Source organism: Rhodococcus phenolicus, assembly GCF_001646785.1.
Taxonomy (GTDB): Bacteria; Actinomycetota; Actinomycetes; order Mycobacteriales; family Mycobacteriaceae; genus Rhodococcus; species Rhodococcus phenolicus.
Genome location: NZ_LRRH01000147.1, coordinates 17,356 through 35,880, shown reverse-complemented (window position 1 = coordinate 35,880; position 18,525 = coordinate 17,356). Strand labels below are relative to the sequence as shown.

The 18,525-nt window shown below is 64.3% G+C and carries 16 protein-coding genes and 1 pseudogene; 3 read left to right on the top strand and 14 right to left on the bottom strand.

The features are described from left to right. Positions 1-242: 242 nt before the first annotated feature. A pseudogene (locus tag A8G15_RS30245) lies at positions 243-1,016 on the top strand (transposase); the annotation flags it as partial. Between the two features lie 213 nt (positions 1,017-1,229). Here A8G15_RS30245 and A8G15_RS27955 read toward each other — a convergent pair. Further along, positions 1,230-1,682: a MarR family winged helix-turn-helix transcriptional regulator gene (locus tag A8G15_RS27955; RefSeq protein ID WP_068166426.1), complete on the bottom strand. Its 453-nt coding sequence runs from the start codon at positions 1,680-1,682 to the stop codon at positions 1,230-1,232. A 351-nt stretch (positions 1,683-2,033) separates the two neighbouring features. Between A8G15_RS27955 and A8G15_RS27950 the strand changes: the two genes are divergently transcribed. Beyond that, positions 2,034-2,918 carry an alpha/beta fold hydrolase gene (locus A8G15_RS27950; protein WP_068166425.1) on the top strand — a complete coding sequence of 295 codons (885 nt, stop codon included), beginning with the start codon at positions 2,034-2,036 and terminating at the stop codon, positions 2,916-2,918. Between the two features lie 131 nt (positions 2,919-3,049). Here the strand turns inward: A8G15_RS27950 and A8G15_RS27945 are convergent, their stop codons facing one another. The 4 genes from A8G15_RS27945 to A8G15_RS27930 all read right to left on the bottom strand — a co-directional run bounded on the left by A8G15_RS27945 (position 3,050) and on the right by A8G15_RS27930 (position 6,284). After that, complete coding sequence (locus A8G15_RS27945) at positions 3,050-4,009, bottom strand: hypothetical protein (RefSeq protein WP_211270257.1); 960 nt, start codon at positions 4,007-4,009, stop codon at positions 3,050-3,052. A 395-nt stretch (positions 4,010-4,404) separates the two neighbouring features. Continuing rightward, positions 4,405-5,094: a YqeB family protein gene (locus A8G15_RS27940; protein ID WP_068166424.1), complete on the bottom strand. Its 690-nt coding sequence runs from the start codon at positions 5,092-5,094 to the stop codon at positions 4,405-4,407. Continuing rightward, on the bottom strand, positions 5,078-5,563 hold the full coding sequence (locus tag A8G15_RS27935) for a TetR/AcrR family transcriptional regulator (protein WP_068166423.1): 486 nt from the start codon (positions 5,561-5,563) through the stop codon (positions 5,078-5,080). Before A8G15_RS27935 ends, A8G15_RS27940 begins: the two co-directional genes overlap by 17 nt. A 190-nt stretch (positions 5,564-5,753) precedes the next feature. After that, on the bottom strand, positions 5,754-6,284 hold the full coding sequence (locus tag A8G15_RS27930; RefSeq protein WP_068166422.1) for a hypothetical protein: 531 nt from the start codon (positions 6,282-6,284) through the stop codon (positions 5,754-5,756). A gap of 533 nt (positions 6,285-6,817) precedes the next feature. Here A8G15_RS27930 and A8G15_RS31300 point away from each other — a divergent pair. Next, on the top strand, positions 6,818-7,723 hold the full coding sequence (locus tag A8G15_RS31300; protein ID WP_169833956.1) for a hypothetical protein: 906 nt from the start codon (positions 6,818-6,820) through the stop codon (positions 7,721-7,723). Here A8G15_RS31300 and A8G15_RS27925 read toward each other — a convergent pair. From A8G15_RS27925 to A8G15_RS27880, 9 genes are all read right to left on the bottom strand, one after another. Further along, on the bottom strand, positions 7,683-9,197 hold the full coding sequence (locus A8G15_RS27925; protein WP_068166421.1) for an MFS transporter: 1,515 nt from the start codon (positions 9,195-9,197) through the stop codon (positions 7,683-7,685). The two genes, A8G15_RS31300 and A8G15_RS27925, sit on opposite strands and share 41 nt — an antisense overlap. A 301-nt stretch (positions 9,198-9,498) precedes the next feature. Further along, positions 9,499-10,377 (bottom strand): alpha/beta hydrolase fold domain-containing protein, encoded by an 879-nt coding sequence (locus tag A8G15_RS27920; protein WP_068166419.1) that lies wholly within the window; start codon positions 10,375-10,377, stop codon positions 9,499-9,501. 32 nt (positions 10,378-10,409) lie between these two features. Next, positions 10,410-11,342, bottom strand: a complete 933-nt coding sequence (locus A8G15_RS27915) for an NAD-dependent epimerase/dehydratase family protein (protein WP_082900215.1) — start codon at positions 11,340-11,342, stop codon at positions 10,410-10,412. 129 nt (positions 11,343-11,471) lie between these two features. Continuing rightward, entirely contained in the window at positions 11,472-12,236 is a 765-nt protein-coding gene (locus A8G15_RS27910) for a hypothetical protein (RefSeq protein WP_169833955.1), read from the bottom strand. A gap of 75 nt (positions 12,237-12,311) precedes the next feature. Continuing rightward, positions 12,312-14,153: a flavin-containing monooxygenase gene (locus A8G15_RS27905; RefSeq protein WP_068166417.1), complete on the bottom strand. Its 1,842-nt coding sequence runs from the start codon at positions 14,151-14,153 to the stop codon at positions 12,312-12,314. A 69-nt stretch (positions 14,154-14,222) separates the two neighbouring features. Next, complete coding sequence (locus tag A8G15_RS27900) at positions 14,223-14,684, bottom strand: VOC family protein (RefSeq protein ID WP_068166416.1); 462 nt, start codon at positions 14,682-14,684, stop codon at positions 14,223-14,225. A 44-nt stretch (positions 14,685-14,728) separates the two neighbouring features. Beyond that, positions 14,729-15,619 (bottom strand): cyclase family protein, encoded by an 891-nt coding sequence (locus tag A8G15_RS27895; protein ID WP_245688037.1) that lies wholly within the window; start codon positions 15,617-15,619, stop codon positions 14,729-14,731. An 833-nt stretch (positions 15,620-16,452) separates the two neighbouring features. Beyond that, a complete protein-coding gene (locus tag A8G15_RS27885) occupies positions 16,453-17,505 on the bottom strand; it encodes an alcohol dehydrogenase catalytic domain-containing protein (protein ID WP_068166411.1) in 1,053 nt (350 codons plus the stop codon). Positions 17,506-17,590: 85 nt separating this feature from the next. After that, a complete protein-coding gene (locus tag A8G15_RS27880) occupies positions 17,591-18,508 on the bottom strand; it encodes a TIGR03619 family F420-dependent LLM class oxidoreductase (protein ID WP_068166410.1) in 918 nt (305 codons plus the stop codon). Positions 18,509-18,525 lie beyond the last annotated feature (17 nt).

Below are 18,525 nucleotides of genomic sequence, written 5' to 3'. Positions count from 1 at the left end.
ACTACCAGGGGCTTGACCGCCCACCAGTCGCATCAGCAAAAGCAGGACGAGAAAGACGATCGAACCTCGAAGCACGCTCTCCAGCAGCGGAACGGTCGGTTCGAACACCAGTTGCCAGTCGGGCATGTGACTTCCTCTCCCAATATGTCTGTGCATACCCCGGCTGGATCAGCGGCAAAACGGCCAAGGAATCCACATTCTGATCAAGACCAGCGTTGGCGTGCGCGCGGGAAGGCACGCCCGTGCTCATGGTTGTGGACAACAACGACTCCACCGAGGCCGGCACCGGGGTGGGTTCGGGGCGGTCGCTGCTCGACGAGATCGTCCGCGACGGGGCCGGGCAGATGCTGGCCGCCGCGTTGCAAGCGGAGGTCGCCGAGTATGTCGTCCGGCACGCCGGTGACATCGACGAGAACGGGCACCAAATGGTGGTGCGCAACAGCTACCACGCCGAACGCGAGGTCATGACCGCCGCCGGGCGGTGACGGTTAAGGCGCCTCGTGTGAACGACAGACGCGCCGACACCGAGACGGGTGAGCGCAAACGGTTCTCGTCGACGATCCAGCCAGCGTGGTGCTTGGTGCGCTCCCGAAGACGGATCATCCCGGTGTATTGGCTGCGATGAAGGAGACCATAGGCGCCGAGGACACAACAAGGCGCAGTTGGCGATCGCGGCGTTCGAACGGGACTACGGCGCGAAGTAACCGAAGGCGGTCGCGACGATCACCGACGACGCCGATGTACTGCTCGCGTACTTCGAGTATACGGCCGAGCGTTGTGTGCCCCTGCGAAGCACGAACCCCATCGAAAGTACTTTTGCGACAGTGCGTTTACGAACCACGTGCATCAAAGGCCCCGGTTCGAGGGCGGCGGGCATGGCGATGGCCTACAAACTGATCGAGGCCTCCCGAGCGAGGTGGCGGGCCGTCAACGCACCCCACCTGGTGACGCCAATCCGTGCCGGCGCGTTGTTCCATGAGGGCACGCCCATCGAGAGACCCGTCGACATCACCCCCCGAACCGTCCCCGGATACACCTGCGCCCGAGGTCGCCTGACGACCCTCGATCCGCAGGACTTGACGGTCGAGTCGACGAAGTCGACGCAGATAGCGAACCCCTGCAGACCGCGCCGGGGGCGATGGTGAGCAGGACGACTAGCCTCGCGCTTTCGTGATACTGCATCGCAGCAATATCCATCCTGTGTGCATTGAGGGGCGTATCACGAGGAGCTACTGAAGTAGATCCTTCGCGATCTGTTCGATTCTGAGCACGCTATCGAACAGGTCTTCGCCGATGCCGGCCCGCAGCTTGGCCTCGATGCCTGCAGCGAGGTCGTCGGCCTCCTCGATGACCTTCGTTCCAAGCGTGGTCAGCCGCACCTCTACAAGCTTCTGGTGCATCGGGGACGGTCGCCGGCTGATGAGGCCCTTGCTCTCGAGAGTGGACAGCATCGTCGCGGTCGCTTGCGGGGTGCCTTGCCCAGTTCGTGCGAGTTGCGCTGCAGAGGTTGGCTCGAGGTGCCTGACCGACAGGAGGGTCGCATACTGCGGCACGGTGAGGTCGAGTGGACGCAGGGCCGCCGCCTTGGCGTCGATGATCAGCCGTGAGATTCGTCGGATGTGGGTGCCGAGTCGGTCGTCGAGCACGTCGGACAGCGAGTTGTTGACAGCCCCATCCGTCACCGAGCACTTCTCCTCTGTCTACACATACTTTGTTGTATCAGAATATTGCTTCATGTTGGCATGCGCCAATTCGCCTGCCGACGGGCCTGTGCCGGTCGCCGCCCTCGAGGGTCCCGGTCCGATGAACCTTGGCTCGGCGCATGAACTCCCCGAGAGCGTGAACACCTGGACATGCGGCATCACAAGTGCGGCAGTATCCATGTAGGCTCATAAATAAGATACTTGATAGTTAGCAGATACTTGCTACTCTCGCTTTGTCGCTCGACGGAGGACAAGCCAGAGGTTGCCCGCGCCACGAAGCTTGGGTGTGCCATGACGACTCACCCGTTGATTACAGAGTGGAGGAGCTATATGTCCATGACGATCGAATCCCAGGCAGAAATTTCCTACGAGGAGAGCAAGAGGGAAGTCGTCACCAGCGAAGGGATGCTGCGGTATCACGAGGCTGGTGACGGTCCGCCTCTGCTGCTGCTGCACGGCTCAGGGATCGGAGTCAGCGGATGGCGCAATTACCGTGGAAACCTCGCGACGCTGGCGCAGCAGTTCCACTGCTACGTGCTGGAGTTTCCGGGATTCGGCATCAGTGACCCGGTGGATGGCCACCCAATCGCCACAGCCGCCGCCGCAGTGACACGGTTCATGGATGCCGTCGGTATCGAATCTGCTGCGATCATCGGCAATTCGATGGGCGGCGTCGTCGGCGTCCATGTCGCGATGCGGCACCCCGACCGAGTCTCGAAGCTCATCACGATCGGGGGTGTCGGTCCGAACATTTTCAGCCAGCAGCCCAGTGAAGGTACTCGACTGCTTCGGGACTTCGCCGACGAACCCAGTCGGGAGAAGCTGGTGCGTTGGCTCAACTGCATGGTCTACGACCCTGCCGTCGTCACGGAAGAGCGCATCGAAGAGCGGTGGGAGACCGCGAAAGACCCTGCCTCCCATAAGACACTTGCCGCGATGTACGGATCCGAAGCAGCTGCCGTGCAACAGCGAGCGCTCGAGACCTCCGGCGCACCGCCGTATTGGTCGATGATGCGGAAGGTTCAGTGCCCGACACTGTTCACCTGGGGGCTCGATGACCGGCAGTGCCCGCCCGACATGCCGCTGGTTCCGCTTCGATTGGCACCCAACGCCGAGCTTCATATTTTCCCGAACTGCGGCCACTGGGTGATGATTGAAGCCAAGGAAGCGTTCGAGCGCGTCGCACTCGAGTTCCTGCTCCGAGGACAGCTCTGAGCGCCAACTTCGGCCACCTGGGCGACGTCGCCTGACGGCCCCTCGATCCACAGGATTTGACTGTTTCCCCCTCCTCCAGGTCGCCGAGCCCGCAATATCGTGCGGAGAGCCACGGCATCTCAGTGCGAAAATCACGCGGAGGCGGATCGGCGGGGCGCTGAGGGCGGTCGTGGGCTTGTGAGGGCACACCATCCGGCAGCCAGAACGATGGTGAGCATGACGGTGTTGTGGGTGTACTTCGACCACGCCGCCACCATGCCCGTCAACGGCTCGTAGGTGAACGCCAAAACGCCACGACTGACAAGGAAAGCGAGCGCCACCGCAGCGACGTGGCGAAGCCCCCACCCTCGACGCCGGGCGCCCAGAACAATGAGCGCTCCCCCGGCGGCGGTGGCCCCCACGGCCACAGCTACTCCGCGCCAATCCTCCCCTGCGAGGTTGAGCAGGCAGGCGAGTACCAACATCACAGCGAACACGGTGCCGACGGTCGGCGCCGACGCGCCCTCGTCGGTGTCGTGGCTCGCCTTCTTCTGGTGTCGCTTGCCCAATGCGTATGCCAACCCCACGCAGGCGATCACCAGGCTGCTCGCAGCAAGCAGTTGAGGAACCGACGCATTCTGTGATTCCGGATCGTTGATGATCAGACCGGCAGCAACGAGGTATGCGGCCGCGGCGACGATCAGGCCGGGCGCTCTGAGCCACGAGTCCTGGGCCGTGTGCGGTCTCCATGCCTCCGCCAGGGCGATGGGCGCCCCGAAACTGTAAATCACGTGCCCGAGGACGAAGTTGAACGCGTTGTACACACTCACCCCGGCTATGGGGATGAGTGTTGCCTGGTAGTTCTCGGTCCAGCCGTCATAGTCGTGGTAGTCCTCGCTGAAAAGGGACTGGTCGATGAGACAGGCCTGCGCGATCGCCAAGCTCAACATCAATAGCAGCATCGAATCCCAGCCCCAGCCGGCTCGGCGGGTGATCTCCCGCACGAGTAGGGCCGGTGCGCCGTAGAGCGCAGCGAAGAAGACCACGGCGAACACGATGGGGCCCAGTTTTCCGGTGTTGTCCGCATACGCTGCAAGCAATTCGGCGCTCACCGCGCTGAGCACGACACACCCACCGATCAGGGCTGCCGCGCGTAGGCGCCGCCGTTTTCGAGGTTCCTCCGCGGTCGCTGAGACCTGGCCGCAGTGGTGTGGTGTCGAGGCGGGCGACCGCTCGCGCATGGTGTATGACTCCTTGTGCAATCGCTGATGATCCGGGCAACTCGCGACCCGCGTCGCCTCCCGCCGCGAGACGAGGCGATGGGCAGGCGCTACCGTGCGGCCGGGCCGAGCACGCGTACAGCTGTAGTTGTTGTGTCCCGGCCGGGAACTGCGTCCGGGCACGTATGTGTTTGGGGGACATCGATACTCGTTCACCACCCGCATCTGACATCACCGGGTGGGCATGTCCCGCATTGCTCGCGGTCCGGGAAACCGGCGTATCGGATCTACTTGCTGTCCAGGCGACGAAACTCCTGGCCTCCCCGGCGGTCGCGCACTACGAGACCGAAGGAGTGGAGGCGGTCGAGGGCTGATTCCGCATCGTGTCGGTCCTTCTTCTCGAGGGCACGCCGCCGGGCGCGGAACGCGTGGTCCTCGTCCTCGGTGGTCTCTCCGCTGCCGTCGACCCAGGGCGAGTACTCGTGCTCGTGCGGGTCCGTCGCGCCCGTCCACGGGTATCGATGAGTTCGCAGTGCGTCGGCCACAGCATCGATCGAGATATCGGTCGCCTTGTACCGCACGATCTGCCTGTCTGCGGCGCCGTTGACGACAAGATCCTTCCCGTCCGCGAAGATCGCAGAAATCGTCCCGCGGGGGACCACACGTGTGTGACCGTGCTGGTCGAAGATCAGGCGGTCATCGGACACAGTGAGCTTCAACGCCGCCTTCTCCCCTTCGGCAGCAACGAACAGCCCCAGCAGACCACCGAGAACGCCGAGCACCGGAACCTGCCACACCAGCGGCAAGGTCATAGCGATTCGGACCGGTGCGGGAACACCACCGAGAAGTTCGAGCACCCATGAGCCGATCGGGTTCAGAACGAAACCGACGCCACACCCGAGAAGCAGGCCGATCAGCACGAAGCCGATGGTCCACCAGTGACGCGGACGAAGTTCGATGTCAGTGGCGTTGGTCATTGAACTCTTTCCCTGCGGTGAGAAGACGGATGATGGTCAGCCGCACCAGGGGGCGCGGATCGACAGGATTGTCCGGGTCGGCGTGCACTCGGTAGGTGGTGAATGCAAGTTCTTCCTCGGCTGTCAGCGGGCGAGTTCGCCATCGCGACCGACCGGCCGCAAGCACCTCGACCATCAACCCTGTGGCAACGGGGTCCAAAGCCTGACCGACCTGGGCTTCGATGAGATCCAGTAGCGTCGGCACCGGGTTCGGATGGTGCACGTAACGCTCCACCAACTGCGCAAATTCGACGATCGATTGCTCGAACACTCCCCGGAACAGTGCCGCCTTGTCGGGAAAACAGTGGAAGACGTTTCCTGAACTCATCCAGGCACCACGAGCGACTGCAGCGATGGTCGTGCCGGCGAACCAGTTGGACGCGGATAGGGACGCGGCGGCGGTGAGAATGGCGGCGCGACGCTCTGCCACACGCTTGGGGATAGACGCTTCTCGCCATGACCTCAGCCAATCATTAACTGAACGATTAGTCAATTAATGTTGTCTCCGGGTGTCGATCACCGATCAACGGTCACGAACCGGGTCTCACACAAAGCTCCGCCGAGCAGTGTACTGGTCGACGAATCCCTCGGGCGGGACGTCAGTGTGGCCGCGAGTGCGGTCAGAACCAATGACCGGGATCGGTGTCGAGGAAGAGAGTCCCCGCCCGCAGTACTGCGGGCGCCGGCAGCTCCAGATAGGTGGTGACCGGCGCGAGGCCGAGTGCGGGCCACGCGGTGAGCAACGGCAGCTCGGTGACATCCGGTAGCGGGGAGATCTCGTAGAGGTACTCGCGCCGATACGAGTCCGGCTGCTGATGAAAACCCTGCGTGTGACGCCGAGGGACGGGCTGGAGCATCGCGTCGTCGAGGGCGCGTACCTGCAGCTGTCGGCCTTCGCCTGCCCATCGACCTCTGCGAGGTTCACCGGTGACCGGATCGAGCTCTGCCGGCGCCTGGAACAGCTGTTCCATGGCATCGGCGCGGACACCGTTCGCTATCGCCACGATCGCCAGGTCCAAGCCCGACGAGTACGCCACGATCGAACGCAGCCCGACGATCAGTCCCGGATCCCGGGCAAGTATCCGAGGGCCGTGGGCGATCGCCCCCATTTCGGTGGCATCCGGTGAGATGACGCGCTGCGGCCAGGTCATTCCCGGAGCCTGGCACATTCGCAGGCCGGCTGGTACCGGAAGCAGCCTACGGATTCCTGCGCACTGCAACCTGCCCGTAGGGACGGATCGGTGAATTCACGGTGCTGCCGCGACGGGCACGTTCGAGTCCCCGTGGATCAGAAAGGTGCAGCGGTCTCACAGTCTCGGGCGCCGCGCTGTTGCGAACCCGCACCACGGTTCACCGACGGGGACTGGGACCCGAACCCCGAACCCCGAACCCCGAACAGCGGAAGCCGATTCCGACCGGACACCCCCTGCACTCCCCTACAGTGGACAGCCAGAACCGGACTCACGACCAGGGCGGCAGCGGCAATCCCCGACCGACCCTCCGGAACGCAAGAGCACGCCAACGCAATCGGATGAGTGTTGCCGAAACCGGGGGATGTTCCGGCAACCACGGGATTGGATCACAACCTATCTCCTCCGCCGTAAGCAGGTCCCACATTTGCACGGCACGAACCTTTCGTCCCTTCGGAGAAGCCCAGCGACTGCTCCCGCTCAGGGAAATGAGTGTGGCGACGATCTCGCCCGGGCGCGCCGGCCGAACGCGAAGTCGTCGTACACCTCTCACCGATGATGGCGCCGGATTCCGGCGACCGGCACCTGATGCGGTCACTGCCGCGGTCGGAGCAGCACCGCAGCGAACGTGTACCCGGCCGCGGCCTGCCGCAGCGAAAGCCCGTGACGAAAGCACGTTTTCCCAAGCGGAGCAACTCTCGAACGATTCCGACCGTCGAGCACGTCGGATCTGCCCCTACCACAACTGCAGCGTCGAGACTGCAGACGCGGCGAACACCGCCACGACGCTCACCAGCACCGCCGCGGCCACGGCAGCGACAATCGCGACCGGTCGGCGACGCAGCCACAGTGCCGTCAAGACGCCCACGGCCGCTCCTGCCCAGGCTGCGGGAGACGAACTCCTCGACATCGACGATGCGATCCTTCAGCAGATAACCGACCCGTCCACCGTCCGCGCCCTTGAGTTCGTCGGCGTAACTCAATTCGACCTTCTGGCCCAGCGCGGCCAGGGCAAGGTCCGGATAGGTTCGTCGCAGTGCCACTGCTACGCGCAACCCCTCGTCGGTGAAACCCGGCGGCATCCGCACATCGGTCACAACCAGATCCGGACGGTGCTCGGCGACAGCCGATTCCAATTCCGCGGCATGGATTCAGCATGCCCGAGAACCGAGGGCAAGGCCCGAACGAGACTGTGTCCGATCGAGACCGAAGAACAGTTTTGTGCCATCCGTGGGTTCAACCGCGCCTGTTGCTTTCAGCGCGTCCTGGTCTCGGCTGCGGGTGATCTCGAAGACTCGCGAGGGCCCGACGAGCAGAGGCCGTCGACCGGTGCGGTCGACGGCCTCTGCGGCGGTGTGGTCAGCGTGCTACGGGTGCTTGCGGACGTGCGGCTGCAGTGATGGAGACATCGTCTACCTTCGACGCCGGAACCGTCAGTTGAACGATATGCCGTGGGACAAGGAATACTGCGACGAGACTGGTGATCGCGATGCCGGCACTCATGATCCATGCCAAGTGCATGCCCGTCGACGAGTACAGCGGAACGCCGTCGGCGACCCGAGCAACGTTCGAGTTCAAGACGGTGAACACGGCAACCGGCAGGATCGCTCCCATCATGGACTGACTGGTCGCGACGATGCTTGCCGTCGACGCCTGCAGCTCCGGTGGCACGGTTTGGATTTGAAGGTTCGGAATGGAGCTGTAGGCCAGGCCGGTGCCGAGGCCCGTGATGATTGCTCCCACCAGAACGATCGACTTGGTGTCCATCCCTGCAAGGACAATGAATGCGCCGGTGGCCAGCAGCGTGGCACCCGCGGCAAGGAGGATGCGCGGGGTGAGTCCGCGTCCGATCATCACACCGACGAGAATGCCGCCGATGACCTGTGCGACACCGAGCGGCGATTGAATCAGCGCAAACCCCGTGGCGTCGACGCCGAAACCGTATCCGAGACCCAAGGACGCGGAGGTCATGCACATCAACGGAAGGATCGTCGAGCTCACCGTGGTGGAGCCGTACGCCGTACCTGCGGCGATTGCGGTCAGCCCGATGGACCGCCGGGTCAGCAGGCGTAGGTCGATCAGCGGTTCACTGACGACTGTCGCGGAGTAGATCCAGAGAGCGATCAGAACGGCGCCGAGGAGCAAGAGGCCCAACGTTTTTCCCGAGGTCCATCCCCATTCCACTGCAAAACTCACCGCGACCAGGATTGCTCCGATGGCGCTGCCCAACAGCGCGGCACCGATCAGGTCGATCTTGGACCGAAGGCGGTACGTCGACTCCTCCGTCGACAGCTTGATGCACGTTCCCGCCACGATCAGGATGATCGTGAAGAACCAGAAGAGCGACCGCCATCCGTAGTCGTCGATGAGCCAACCGGTCAAAAACGGCGTCGCGATGCTGACGATGCCCATGCCGCTGGTGGCGAGGGCCACGGACATGGCGACCGTCTTCGGCGGATAGACGTCGCGGATGAGCGAATATGTGAGGAACATGCACGATACGAGCAGGCTCGACATCGCCCGCCCGATGAGTAGCAGCGCGAAGTTCGGGGCGACTGCCGAGACGAACGAACCGGCGGCCGCGATGAAAACGCAGATGAGCAGGACGCGACGTTTACCGACCATGTCGGCGATCTTTCCCAAGGTGGGACTGATCACCGCAGCAATCAGGAGGAATGCGGTCTGGACCCAGCCGCCCTGATCGGTGTGGAAGTGGGTCATGATTGCCGGCAGTCCGGTCGAGATCATGCTGGCGTTCATGGTGAGCGCTTCGAGAAGTACGACCAGCGATATCAGAGACAAAATCAGTCGGAGAGACCAACCCTGTTCAAGGACCTGGGGCGCAGAGGCGCCAGTTGATGCGCTGTGTGCCATCGACGTTCCTTACACTCGTAGGTGAAGTACCTCGTGAGAACCGCGTTGTGGACGTGCCCCGGGTAGGCACGGTGACAGGAGCCGGGTGCGTCCCTGGTCGGCGACGCTCGACAGGATCAGCGGCCCGGTCCATCGGAACAGGCTCGGGCCACTGATCGAGATCTGGGATGCGATCATGTGTTGAAGACAGGACGGCAAGGATGCCCATCGGTGTCACGTTGTGCACCAAGCGAAGACAAGAAACCGGGTGACCGATTCGCAGCCGAGTGGCTCCCCCGGTCCCCGCAATGCGAACGCCGTACTAGGCTTCGTCGGCGGCCTTGTCGGCTTCGATCGACCGGACGAACCGTGCACACGACTCGATGGCAGCGATGGAGACACCGCGATCGGGGTAGATCAGCGGCCACGTATGTCCCTGATCTGCAAAGACTTCCAATGTGCACGTGACGTTCGCGATAGCCAGTGACCGAGTCAGGTCAAGAGCGTCGCCGACCAGCGCCTCGTTGCCTCCGACCTGAATCAAGGTGGGTGGGAAGCCGGTGTGGTCGGCCAGCAACGGCGAGACCAACGGATCGCCCGCGGGGGTGCCCTGCAGATAGTCGTCCCGCGCCGACTCCGCAGTTGTCAGCGGGAAGAAATCGTCGGTCGCGCTCTCGTAGAAGGGCGACAAGCAGTGCAGATCGAGCCACGGCGACAGCAACATCAACCCGTCGGGACTGCGCCCGCTTTCGGCGCCCACGGCTACGACCACCGCTGCGGCCAGACCTGCGCCCGCCGAATCGCCCGCGACGACGATCGGCCCGGGCATCGTCGACGCGACTTCCTCGTAGACCGCGAGGGCATCGCGCAGTCCGGCCGGGAACGGGTTCTCCGGCGCGAGCCGATATCGCGGTACGACGACCGTTGCCTCGGCGCCCGCCGCCAGCGCCGCGGCATAGGCGTTGTACGCCTCCGGACTGCCCATTCGGTAGCCGCCCCCGTGCAGGTAGAGGACTGTGGCTTGGTCTCCGGCGCGGATGGTTCGGCACGGTACGCCGGCGAAGTCCGTATCCCCCGCCGTGACTCCCAGTGCGGTGTCGATCTCGGTCGCGGCGAACTTCGCACGGCGTTCCAGCAGCTCCGGGCTCGCCGGTGTACCGACCCGCTCGGCAGGCAACGACTCGTGCAGGTTTGTCGACATATGTTCTCCCGGAACCATTTACGAAGTAGTGCTCACGAGTGTGCGATCTCGACGAGCTTGTCCGGATGGCGAGCTGCGACTGTCCGGCGGAGGCCCTCGCGCCAGTCCACCGTGCATGGCCCGGTGATGGACATGCGCCGAGTCGTGTCCGCGATCGAACCCCGCAGTGTCCCCTCGATCGGGACCACATCGACGGTCGCATCGACGCCCATCAACTCGCCGGCGTATGCCGCCCACTCCTGGGCGCTGACCGGTTCGTCGCCGGCCCAGTTGACGATGGTCGCGGGGACCGTCGCCGCTTGGAGCAGGCTGCTCACCTGCAGGTTGATGTCATCCTCGAAGATCGGGCTGTACATGCACGGGTCCCACCGCGTGGTGACCTGCCGTCCGGCGGCAATCGCGTCGACGTGCAGGGCGGGCAGGCCGCCGTTCGGTCCGTACGATGCGTTCATCCGTGCGATTGTCACCGGCACCCCGAATGCCCGCGCGGCGAGTCGCGCGGTCGCCTCCTGACCGATCTTCGATACCGAGTAGGTGGGGCTGTGGGTGCTGTTGCACTCGCCCAGCGGCGACTCCTCGGTGAACACGTACATCGGGTCTTCCTGCGGGCGGTAGACCGAATGAGTCGACATCACCAGTGCGCCCCGTGCATTCCGGCAGTGCTGAAGCAGTAGTCCGGTGCCTTCGGCGTTGTCACGCAGAGCCGTGTCGTAGTCCCAGCCCGGAGACTGATTCGCCGCCAGATGCACGACATAGGTGAAATCCGAAGGCAGGTCGTCGAACTCGCCGCTGCCGACGTCGCCCTTCACCGGGGTGATCCCCACGTCGACGAGCCGCTGCCGGTCTTCCGCCTTGCTGAACCGCGCCAGCCCCCAGACCTCGTTGTCCGCGCCCAACTCACGCGCAATCGGGAAGGCGATCTGCCCGGCCGCTCCTGTCACCAGGATCTTCTCACCGCTCAGCATTCTTCACTGACCTCACAGATGTACGAGACGAGTACAGGCTCGTCGTGTCTCGGATTTGTCGCGCCCGATGGTGAGCGCGAGTGCAGATACGGATGCGCGGGCGCAACTGCGCCCGCGCATCCGCGATGATCACCAGAGTTGATCGGTGTACTTGTCTGTTCCGACCTCGGTCGGAATGAACGGCGACGCGAAGGTGACTCGCCCGGCGCCGGACTTCTCGATGTCGGCGGCGTAGTCGACTATGAACTGCCAACTATCGACGGGGTCGCCCTCGAGGAAGCACAGCTGCATGATGCGCTCGGTGGTTCCCCCGTCGTTACCCATCTTCATCGGAACGTTGTGATCGGCGGGCCAGGGCTTCATCCGCCAGCTGCTCACCAGGTCGACAGCACCGGTGCCCAGTAGCGCCTTGACCGGTACGTCATTGATGGTCTCGATAGCGGCAGTGCGGTCGACGCCTTCGGCCGGCTCGATCATCAGCGTGACAAGTCCGCGGTAGTTATGGTCGAGCGCGAGTTCGAGCGGCACGCCGTCTGCCTGCGCCGAGACGGTCGAGTCCGGCAGATACTGGCCGGTGTGCACATGCTCACGCTCAGCGAAACCGCGGCCGGCGGCGTACAGCTCGCCGACCTGGGTGCGGGCCCACGCCTCTGCCTCCTCCATCTCGGGCTCGTGGACCCAGTACGTCGCGAGGTATGAGCCGTCCTCGATCTTGGTCGCGACCGGACCCGTCTCCGGGAAGCGCAGATCCTTGAGGTGCTTCGGCGCGACCCAACGGCGCCCGGCGAACCAGCCGGGGCCGATCATACAGCCCGCGTAGATGTGATCCCGCTCGTACCAGCGGTTGTAGGCGACTTCGTGCCCGCGCGTGGGGTCGACCATCGTGAAGAGCATCTGGCCGATCTTGACCGGTGCCTCCGTCATCATCTGTCTCCTTGGTAGTAGTGAATGCTTGCCGGCAGCACGGCCTCAGTGAGATGTGACGAGGCCTTCGAGCCTGCCGTCCCTGCGCCAGTTCCCGAGCAGTTCGAAGTACTGGAAGCCCGGCACGTACACGCCGGAGACCAGCGGGTTCCGCGCGTCGGCGATCTTTCCTTCGTTGTTGTAGAGACCGGGGGTGCAGGTGAGCAGCCAGTCGGTGCGGGTCGCGGTCTGATCGCTCATGACCTTGCCCCAGGCTTCCTCGGCTTCGGCCGTCGGCTCGATCGTCCGCGCGCCCGACGAGACGCACCGGTCGATCAGGTAGATCATGTGGGTCGCCTGCTCGTCGATCAGGTGGGCGATGTTCGTGATGGTTGCGGTCTGGGTGAAGCCGAGCAGGAACAGATTCGGGAAGTCCTTCGACAGGAATCCGTGCAGTGTGCTGATGCCATCAGCGAATTTCTTCGACAGCCGGTTCCCGTTGCGGCCGAGCACGTCGTAGCCCGCCTTGTCCGTCCACGTGCGTCCGCCCTGGAAGCCGGTCGCGTAGACGATCAGGTCGAACTCGCGTTCCTGACCGTCCGCCACGATCCCGGTCTCGGTGATCCGCTCGATCGGGGTACTCGCCGTGTCGACGATGTCGACCGTGTCCTTGTTGAACGCGGGCAGGTACTCGTCGCTGAAGCCCGGACGCTTGCACATCGTGCGGTAGTAGGTCTTGAGCTTGTCGGCCTTCGACTTGTCCTCGACGACGGCGTCGACCCGGTCGCGGAGCATCTCGTTCCACTCGTAGTCCGAACGCTCCATCGCGTCGATGAGCACCTCGAGGCTGGGGTTCTCGCCGCCGGCCTCGAAGACGGCGTCCATCTGGTACTTGGCGAACTTGACCCAGCCGTCGTCGACATCGCTGATCGCGGCGCGATCCTGTACACACTTGTCGAACGCCGCGCGGCGCTCCCGATGCCATCCGGGCTGCAGCGACTTGAACCAGTCGACGTCCGTCGGCGCGTTCTGGCGCGGCATCACCTGGGTGGGCGTGCGCTGGTACACGACGAGCTCGTCGGCGTACTCGGCGATCTGCGGAATCACCTGCAGGCCAGTGGCGCCGGTGCCGATGATCGCGACCTTCTTGCCCCGCAGTCCGTCGAGGTTTCCGCTGTCGTCGCCACCGGTGTACTCGTAGTCCCAGCGGCTCGTGTGGAAGCTGTGGCCTGCGAAGGTGCCGATTCCGGGGATGCCGGGCAGATGCGGACGCATGAACAGACCGCTCTGGGTGGCGACGAAGCGCGCCCGGAACTCGTCGCCGTTGTCGGTCCGAACGACCCAGCGAGCAGTGTCCTCGTCCCACTCCATGCCGGTGACCCGCGTCTGGAACAGGGCGCGGTCGTACAGACCGTGCTTCTGAGCCAACGACCGGCAGTACGCGAAGATCTCGCTGCCGCGGACGTATCGCTCGGTGGGAACGTAGCCGGTTTCCTCCAGGTACGGCAGGTAGATGTACGACTCGACGTCACATCGGACGCCGGGATACCGGTTCCAGTACCAGGTTCCGCCGAAGTCACCGGCGACGTCGAGGATCTTGTAGTTCGAGATCCCGATCTTCTCGAGCTCGATGCCTGCGGTCATCCCCATGAACCCGGCACCGACCACGAGCACGTCCAGATCGAGGGACATCGGACCCGCTTCACGCGGACCGTCGACGTGCGGATCGGCGTCGAACTCCGAGAACTTTCCGGTGAAGTCGATCGCCTGGAACTGGTCGGCGCCTTCCTTCGTCAGCCGCTTGTCGCGCTCGGCTGCATACTTCTCGCGGAACACGTCCAGCCGATCGACTTTGCGGGAGGGGACAAAGGAGTGGGGATCGGTGATACCGACGTTTCGGTCATTCATGGGGTGAGTCCTAAAGGGGGTCTTAGTGCGGGGTGGCGGAGCCGAGGTCTCGTTCGGTGTGGACCGAGCTCACCAAGCGGTGCCTGCGGGGATGTACATGAACTCGACCCGGTTGCCATCGGGATCGGCGACGAAGGTGTACTGCGCGGCCTGCGGATCGTCCAGCCCGACGCGGGTGTCGGGCACGAGGGTGCCACCGAACTCCACCATCGCCTCGGCGGCGGCATCGATGTCGTCCGCGAAGAACGACAGATGGGTGAGTCCGAGATGGTTGCGACGGTGGTGGGGCTTGCCGATCACACCGGGCTTGCTGTACGCCAACAGCTCGATCCGCAGACCGTCCTTCTCGATCATCGTCGCGGTGAGGCTGCACGGTGCGTCCACCTCGGGGATCTGTTCGTCGAGCTCGTAGTGAGCGAGTTCGACGAAGCCGAGACCGTCCCGGTAGAAGCGGAGAGCTCGCGCCAGATCCGAGACGCAGAGGCCGACGTGGGAGGAACGGTAGGAGCTGGCAGCTGCATTCTGAGTCATTGCGGTGATTCCCTCAATCCGAGTGAACGAGTGGGCGGTCGCGATCAGCCGACAGCGACCGGAGTGACGGGGCTTGCGGTGCCGCCGGTGATGGTGAGCGCACCGATGGTGAGCAGGAACTCGTGGCACTTGTCGGCCGCCAGTTCCTCGAGGTTCAGGTTCTCGACGAGGTGGATTCCGTTGTCGACGAGCAGCACGATGTGCCCTCCGAGGTACACGCCCTGATCGAACGGGATCGCTTCGACCGCCGAGTTGTCCGCCCCCACGAGTGCGACGTCGCACTCGGCGAGGTATGTGGCCGCATCGATGCCGATACCCGGCTGGGGAAGCATCTCTCCCTGCGACTTCATGAAGTCCCCGAGCCATCCGGTGCGGATCAGCACGAGGTCGCCCGAGGCCAAAGCAACACCCTGCTCGTCGAGAGCCTGCGTCAACTCCTCGCGGGTGATCACGTGCCCGGCGGGGAGGACGTCGACCCCCTTGGACGCCGCGACGTCGATGAGGACACCGCGACCGACGATCGGATCGACATTCTCGATTCCGCACTTGTCGGCGCCGGAGTAGGGGCTGACGCCGTCATGGGGATGGCCGTTGTAGATCTTGTTCTCCGAGTACACATGACACAGCGCGTCCATGTGAGTCGAGGTGTGCGACGGCATGATCAGCTGATCCTCGTGGGCGCCGACACCGGGAACGCCGCCGTTCGCCCGCGCCATCGCCTCGTCGCTGTGATTGGTCATCGTCAGCCGCTGCGGGGTGCCGCGGTACTCCATGTTCGGAACGCCGGACCGCTGGATCGGGATGCCGAGGCTGTACCGCTTGCCGGTTCGGGGGATTCGCAGAGCGGCCAGCACGGTCTCCTGCGTCAGCAGATTGAGCGCACCCTTCTCGTCCGATTCGCCCCATCGTCCCCAGTTCGACTTGCGTGCACTCACATCGGCTCCTTGTCCGTCGATCATGTCGATATTCCCCGACGATTGTTTCCCGGCGGCGGGGGCGAGCTAACGCGCTTCTCGCACAGCGGGACGTTGGTATGAGCGGGGCCACCCGAGTGGGGACACCGTGACAGGAGTCACTGTAGCCAGTGGCTACCACTTCGTCAACATGCTGTATGGAATCCCCGGATCGCGCAGTTCGGCGCTGATTTTCAGCATGCCGAACACGCCCCCACCCGGCTGTGGGTCGCCGTCGGTCGACGGCCTGATCGCATCGGACAGGTCGCCTGGAGCGATCGCTCCCGCCTCCCGAGAGTTGTGGGGTGACGAGTTCATCCCGCCGGCGATCACACAATCGAATTCGTTGCTTCGGTCGGTTTACACAAGGCAGAGCCGGTTGACCGGGAACTCGAGTGGGCCAACGGGATTGTAAAGTGCGCATCGATCATCATGTGGAGTCGACTCGATCTGCAAGGCCCACACCGAGGGTTGCAAGGTCTCACTGCGCACCTACTACAACGGCCGAAACCGACTGCCGCCGAAACGCACGGGACGAGGAATCGACGCTGGAGATCGCGCAGGCACGGAGCGGACCGCCCTCGCGCACCCGCAGGCTGTTCGTGCTGACGAGTCGGTGTAACACCACTCCAACCAGAATCCAGATATGTTGTGGGCAATGGATTTCAACGGCGGCACCTGGCGAGAATCACCGTGGTCGGGGTGCGCGTTCGGCGGCGTGTCCCCGGGCTCGAGCGCGTCTTCATCGTTGCGCGCTCCGTGTGCTACCTGGTGGTCGCCATCGGTCTGCTGGACAGATACGCTCGGCCGCCGGTTCAGGAACGAACGAAATCGATCACGGCACGGCCGCGCAGTGAGCCGTCACGAAGCTTGCCGTAGGCCGTCTCGATCTCGTCGGGCGAGAATACCTCGACCGGGCTCTGGATCATTCCACGCCGAGCCAGCGCCATCACCGATTCGAGATTGCTCACTGTCGATCCCTGATAGGTGAAAACCTCGCCGTCACGGGGCAATAGGTGGAACCACTCACCCGGCGTCGCGAGACGCCCACCGCCGGCACCGACCAAGCCGTACTTGCCGCCCGGCCGCACGGCGGCGATGCCGGCGGCGATCGTCTGGTCGATCCCGACGAAGTCCAGGAGCGCGTCGGCTCCTCGGCCGTCGGTCAGGCCGAGGATCCGATCGAGAGTCGAGTCGTTCACGCCCACGAATGTCTCGTGTGCGCCGAGTTCTCGTGCCAAGGCCAGCTTCTCCGTCGACATGTCCACCGAGACCACGAAGGCGGGACTCACCGCGCGCAGAAACTGGATGGCGAAGGATCCCAATCCACCCGCACCGAACACCACGACGGTCGACTCCGGCGTCAGCGATCCCCGGATGCGGTCGACTCCGTGGTAGGCGGTGGAGCCCGCATCGCCGAGCGGAGCGGCGTGGATCGGGTCGAGCCCGCCGAGCGGGACGATGTCGCGCGCATTCTTCACCAGCACGAAGTCGGCCAGTCCGCCGTCTTCGCCGAACCCGCGGCCGGAGCCGGCATTGCTGCAGTTGTTGGGGGCGCCGCGCAGGCAGTACCAGCACTGTCCGCAACTGCTCGCCGGCAAGACCACGACGGGCTCGCCCACGCTCAGATGATCAACACCCTCACCCAGTACGGCGACCTCTCCGGCGATCTCGTGGCCGAGGGTGAACGGGAACTTCCACCCTGCCGGTTCGACTGTGGCCGCAGCCATCTCCTGCATGTCGAGATCGGAACGGCACAGTCCGACGGCGGACACCCGAAGCACCACCTCCCCCGGCCCCGGTGTCGGCTCGGGAACCTCGTCCCATATCGGTGCAGTCAGCGGTGCCATTATCCGGAAGGCGCGCATACTTCACTCCTCTTTCATTCGACGGTGATCCCGGTGCGGCGAGGTCGAGGGTGGAATCCTTCGTCAGGCCCGACCCTTCGGAATATCAGTCGCGCGTCCGGGCTATGAGTTGACGGTATCCGTCGACGAAATCCTCGGCGGCCGCCGACGATCCGGCGTCCGCGTGCACGCACAGTGACGTGGCGCCGGCCTCTCGGAGCCGGTCGACGTCGTGATGCCACCGCGCCACCGATGCGGCGTCGTCGAGGTCGACGGAGGGTGCCTCGACCTGAATCTCGATCTCCGACAAGCTTCTGCCCAGTCGCTCGAGCTGGTCGCCGAGATCGTCGACCGCGGCTCGGAACGCGTCGACGCCGTCGATCGCCGGAGTCCGGATCGCGTCGGACACACCAGGGTCGGCGATGACCGGACACCATCCGCTACCGAACCGCGCGACCCGCCGCCGCGCCGCCGCACTGTTCCCGCCGATCCATACCGGCGGATGAGGGCGCTGAACCGGTTCGCGCAACCGCATCTCACTCGTGCCGCCGAAGTCGACGCCTACGACCGGGTCCGACGGATCAGTCCAGATTCGGCACAGTGCGTCGATGGACTCGTCGAACAGCTCGGCGCGGCGATCGAAGTCGACACCCAAGGCCGCGAATTCCGACCGTAGATAGCCCGCGCCGACTCCCGCGATGAGCCGGCCACCCGAAAGTGCGTCGAGAGTGGTGAGTTCCTTCGCCGCCAGGTACGGGTTCCGGAAGGGAAGGACGAGCAGGTTCGTCATGAGCTTCAAGGACGTCGTCGCGGCAGCGGCGAACGCGAGCGCCACGACAGGTTCGAAAGTGTCGTGACCACCGTTGCGGTACCACTTCGCTGACGGTGCGGGATGGTCTGCGAGGCATACTGCCTCGAACCCGCTCGTCTCCGCGCGACGGCTGATCTGCGCGAGCGCCGCTCCCGTGGCCAAGCTCGGATGTGCGTCGGGGACGTCACTCGGATATTCCAGGGTGAACTTCATGCCGTGGTGCCGGTCCC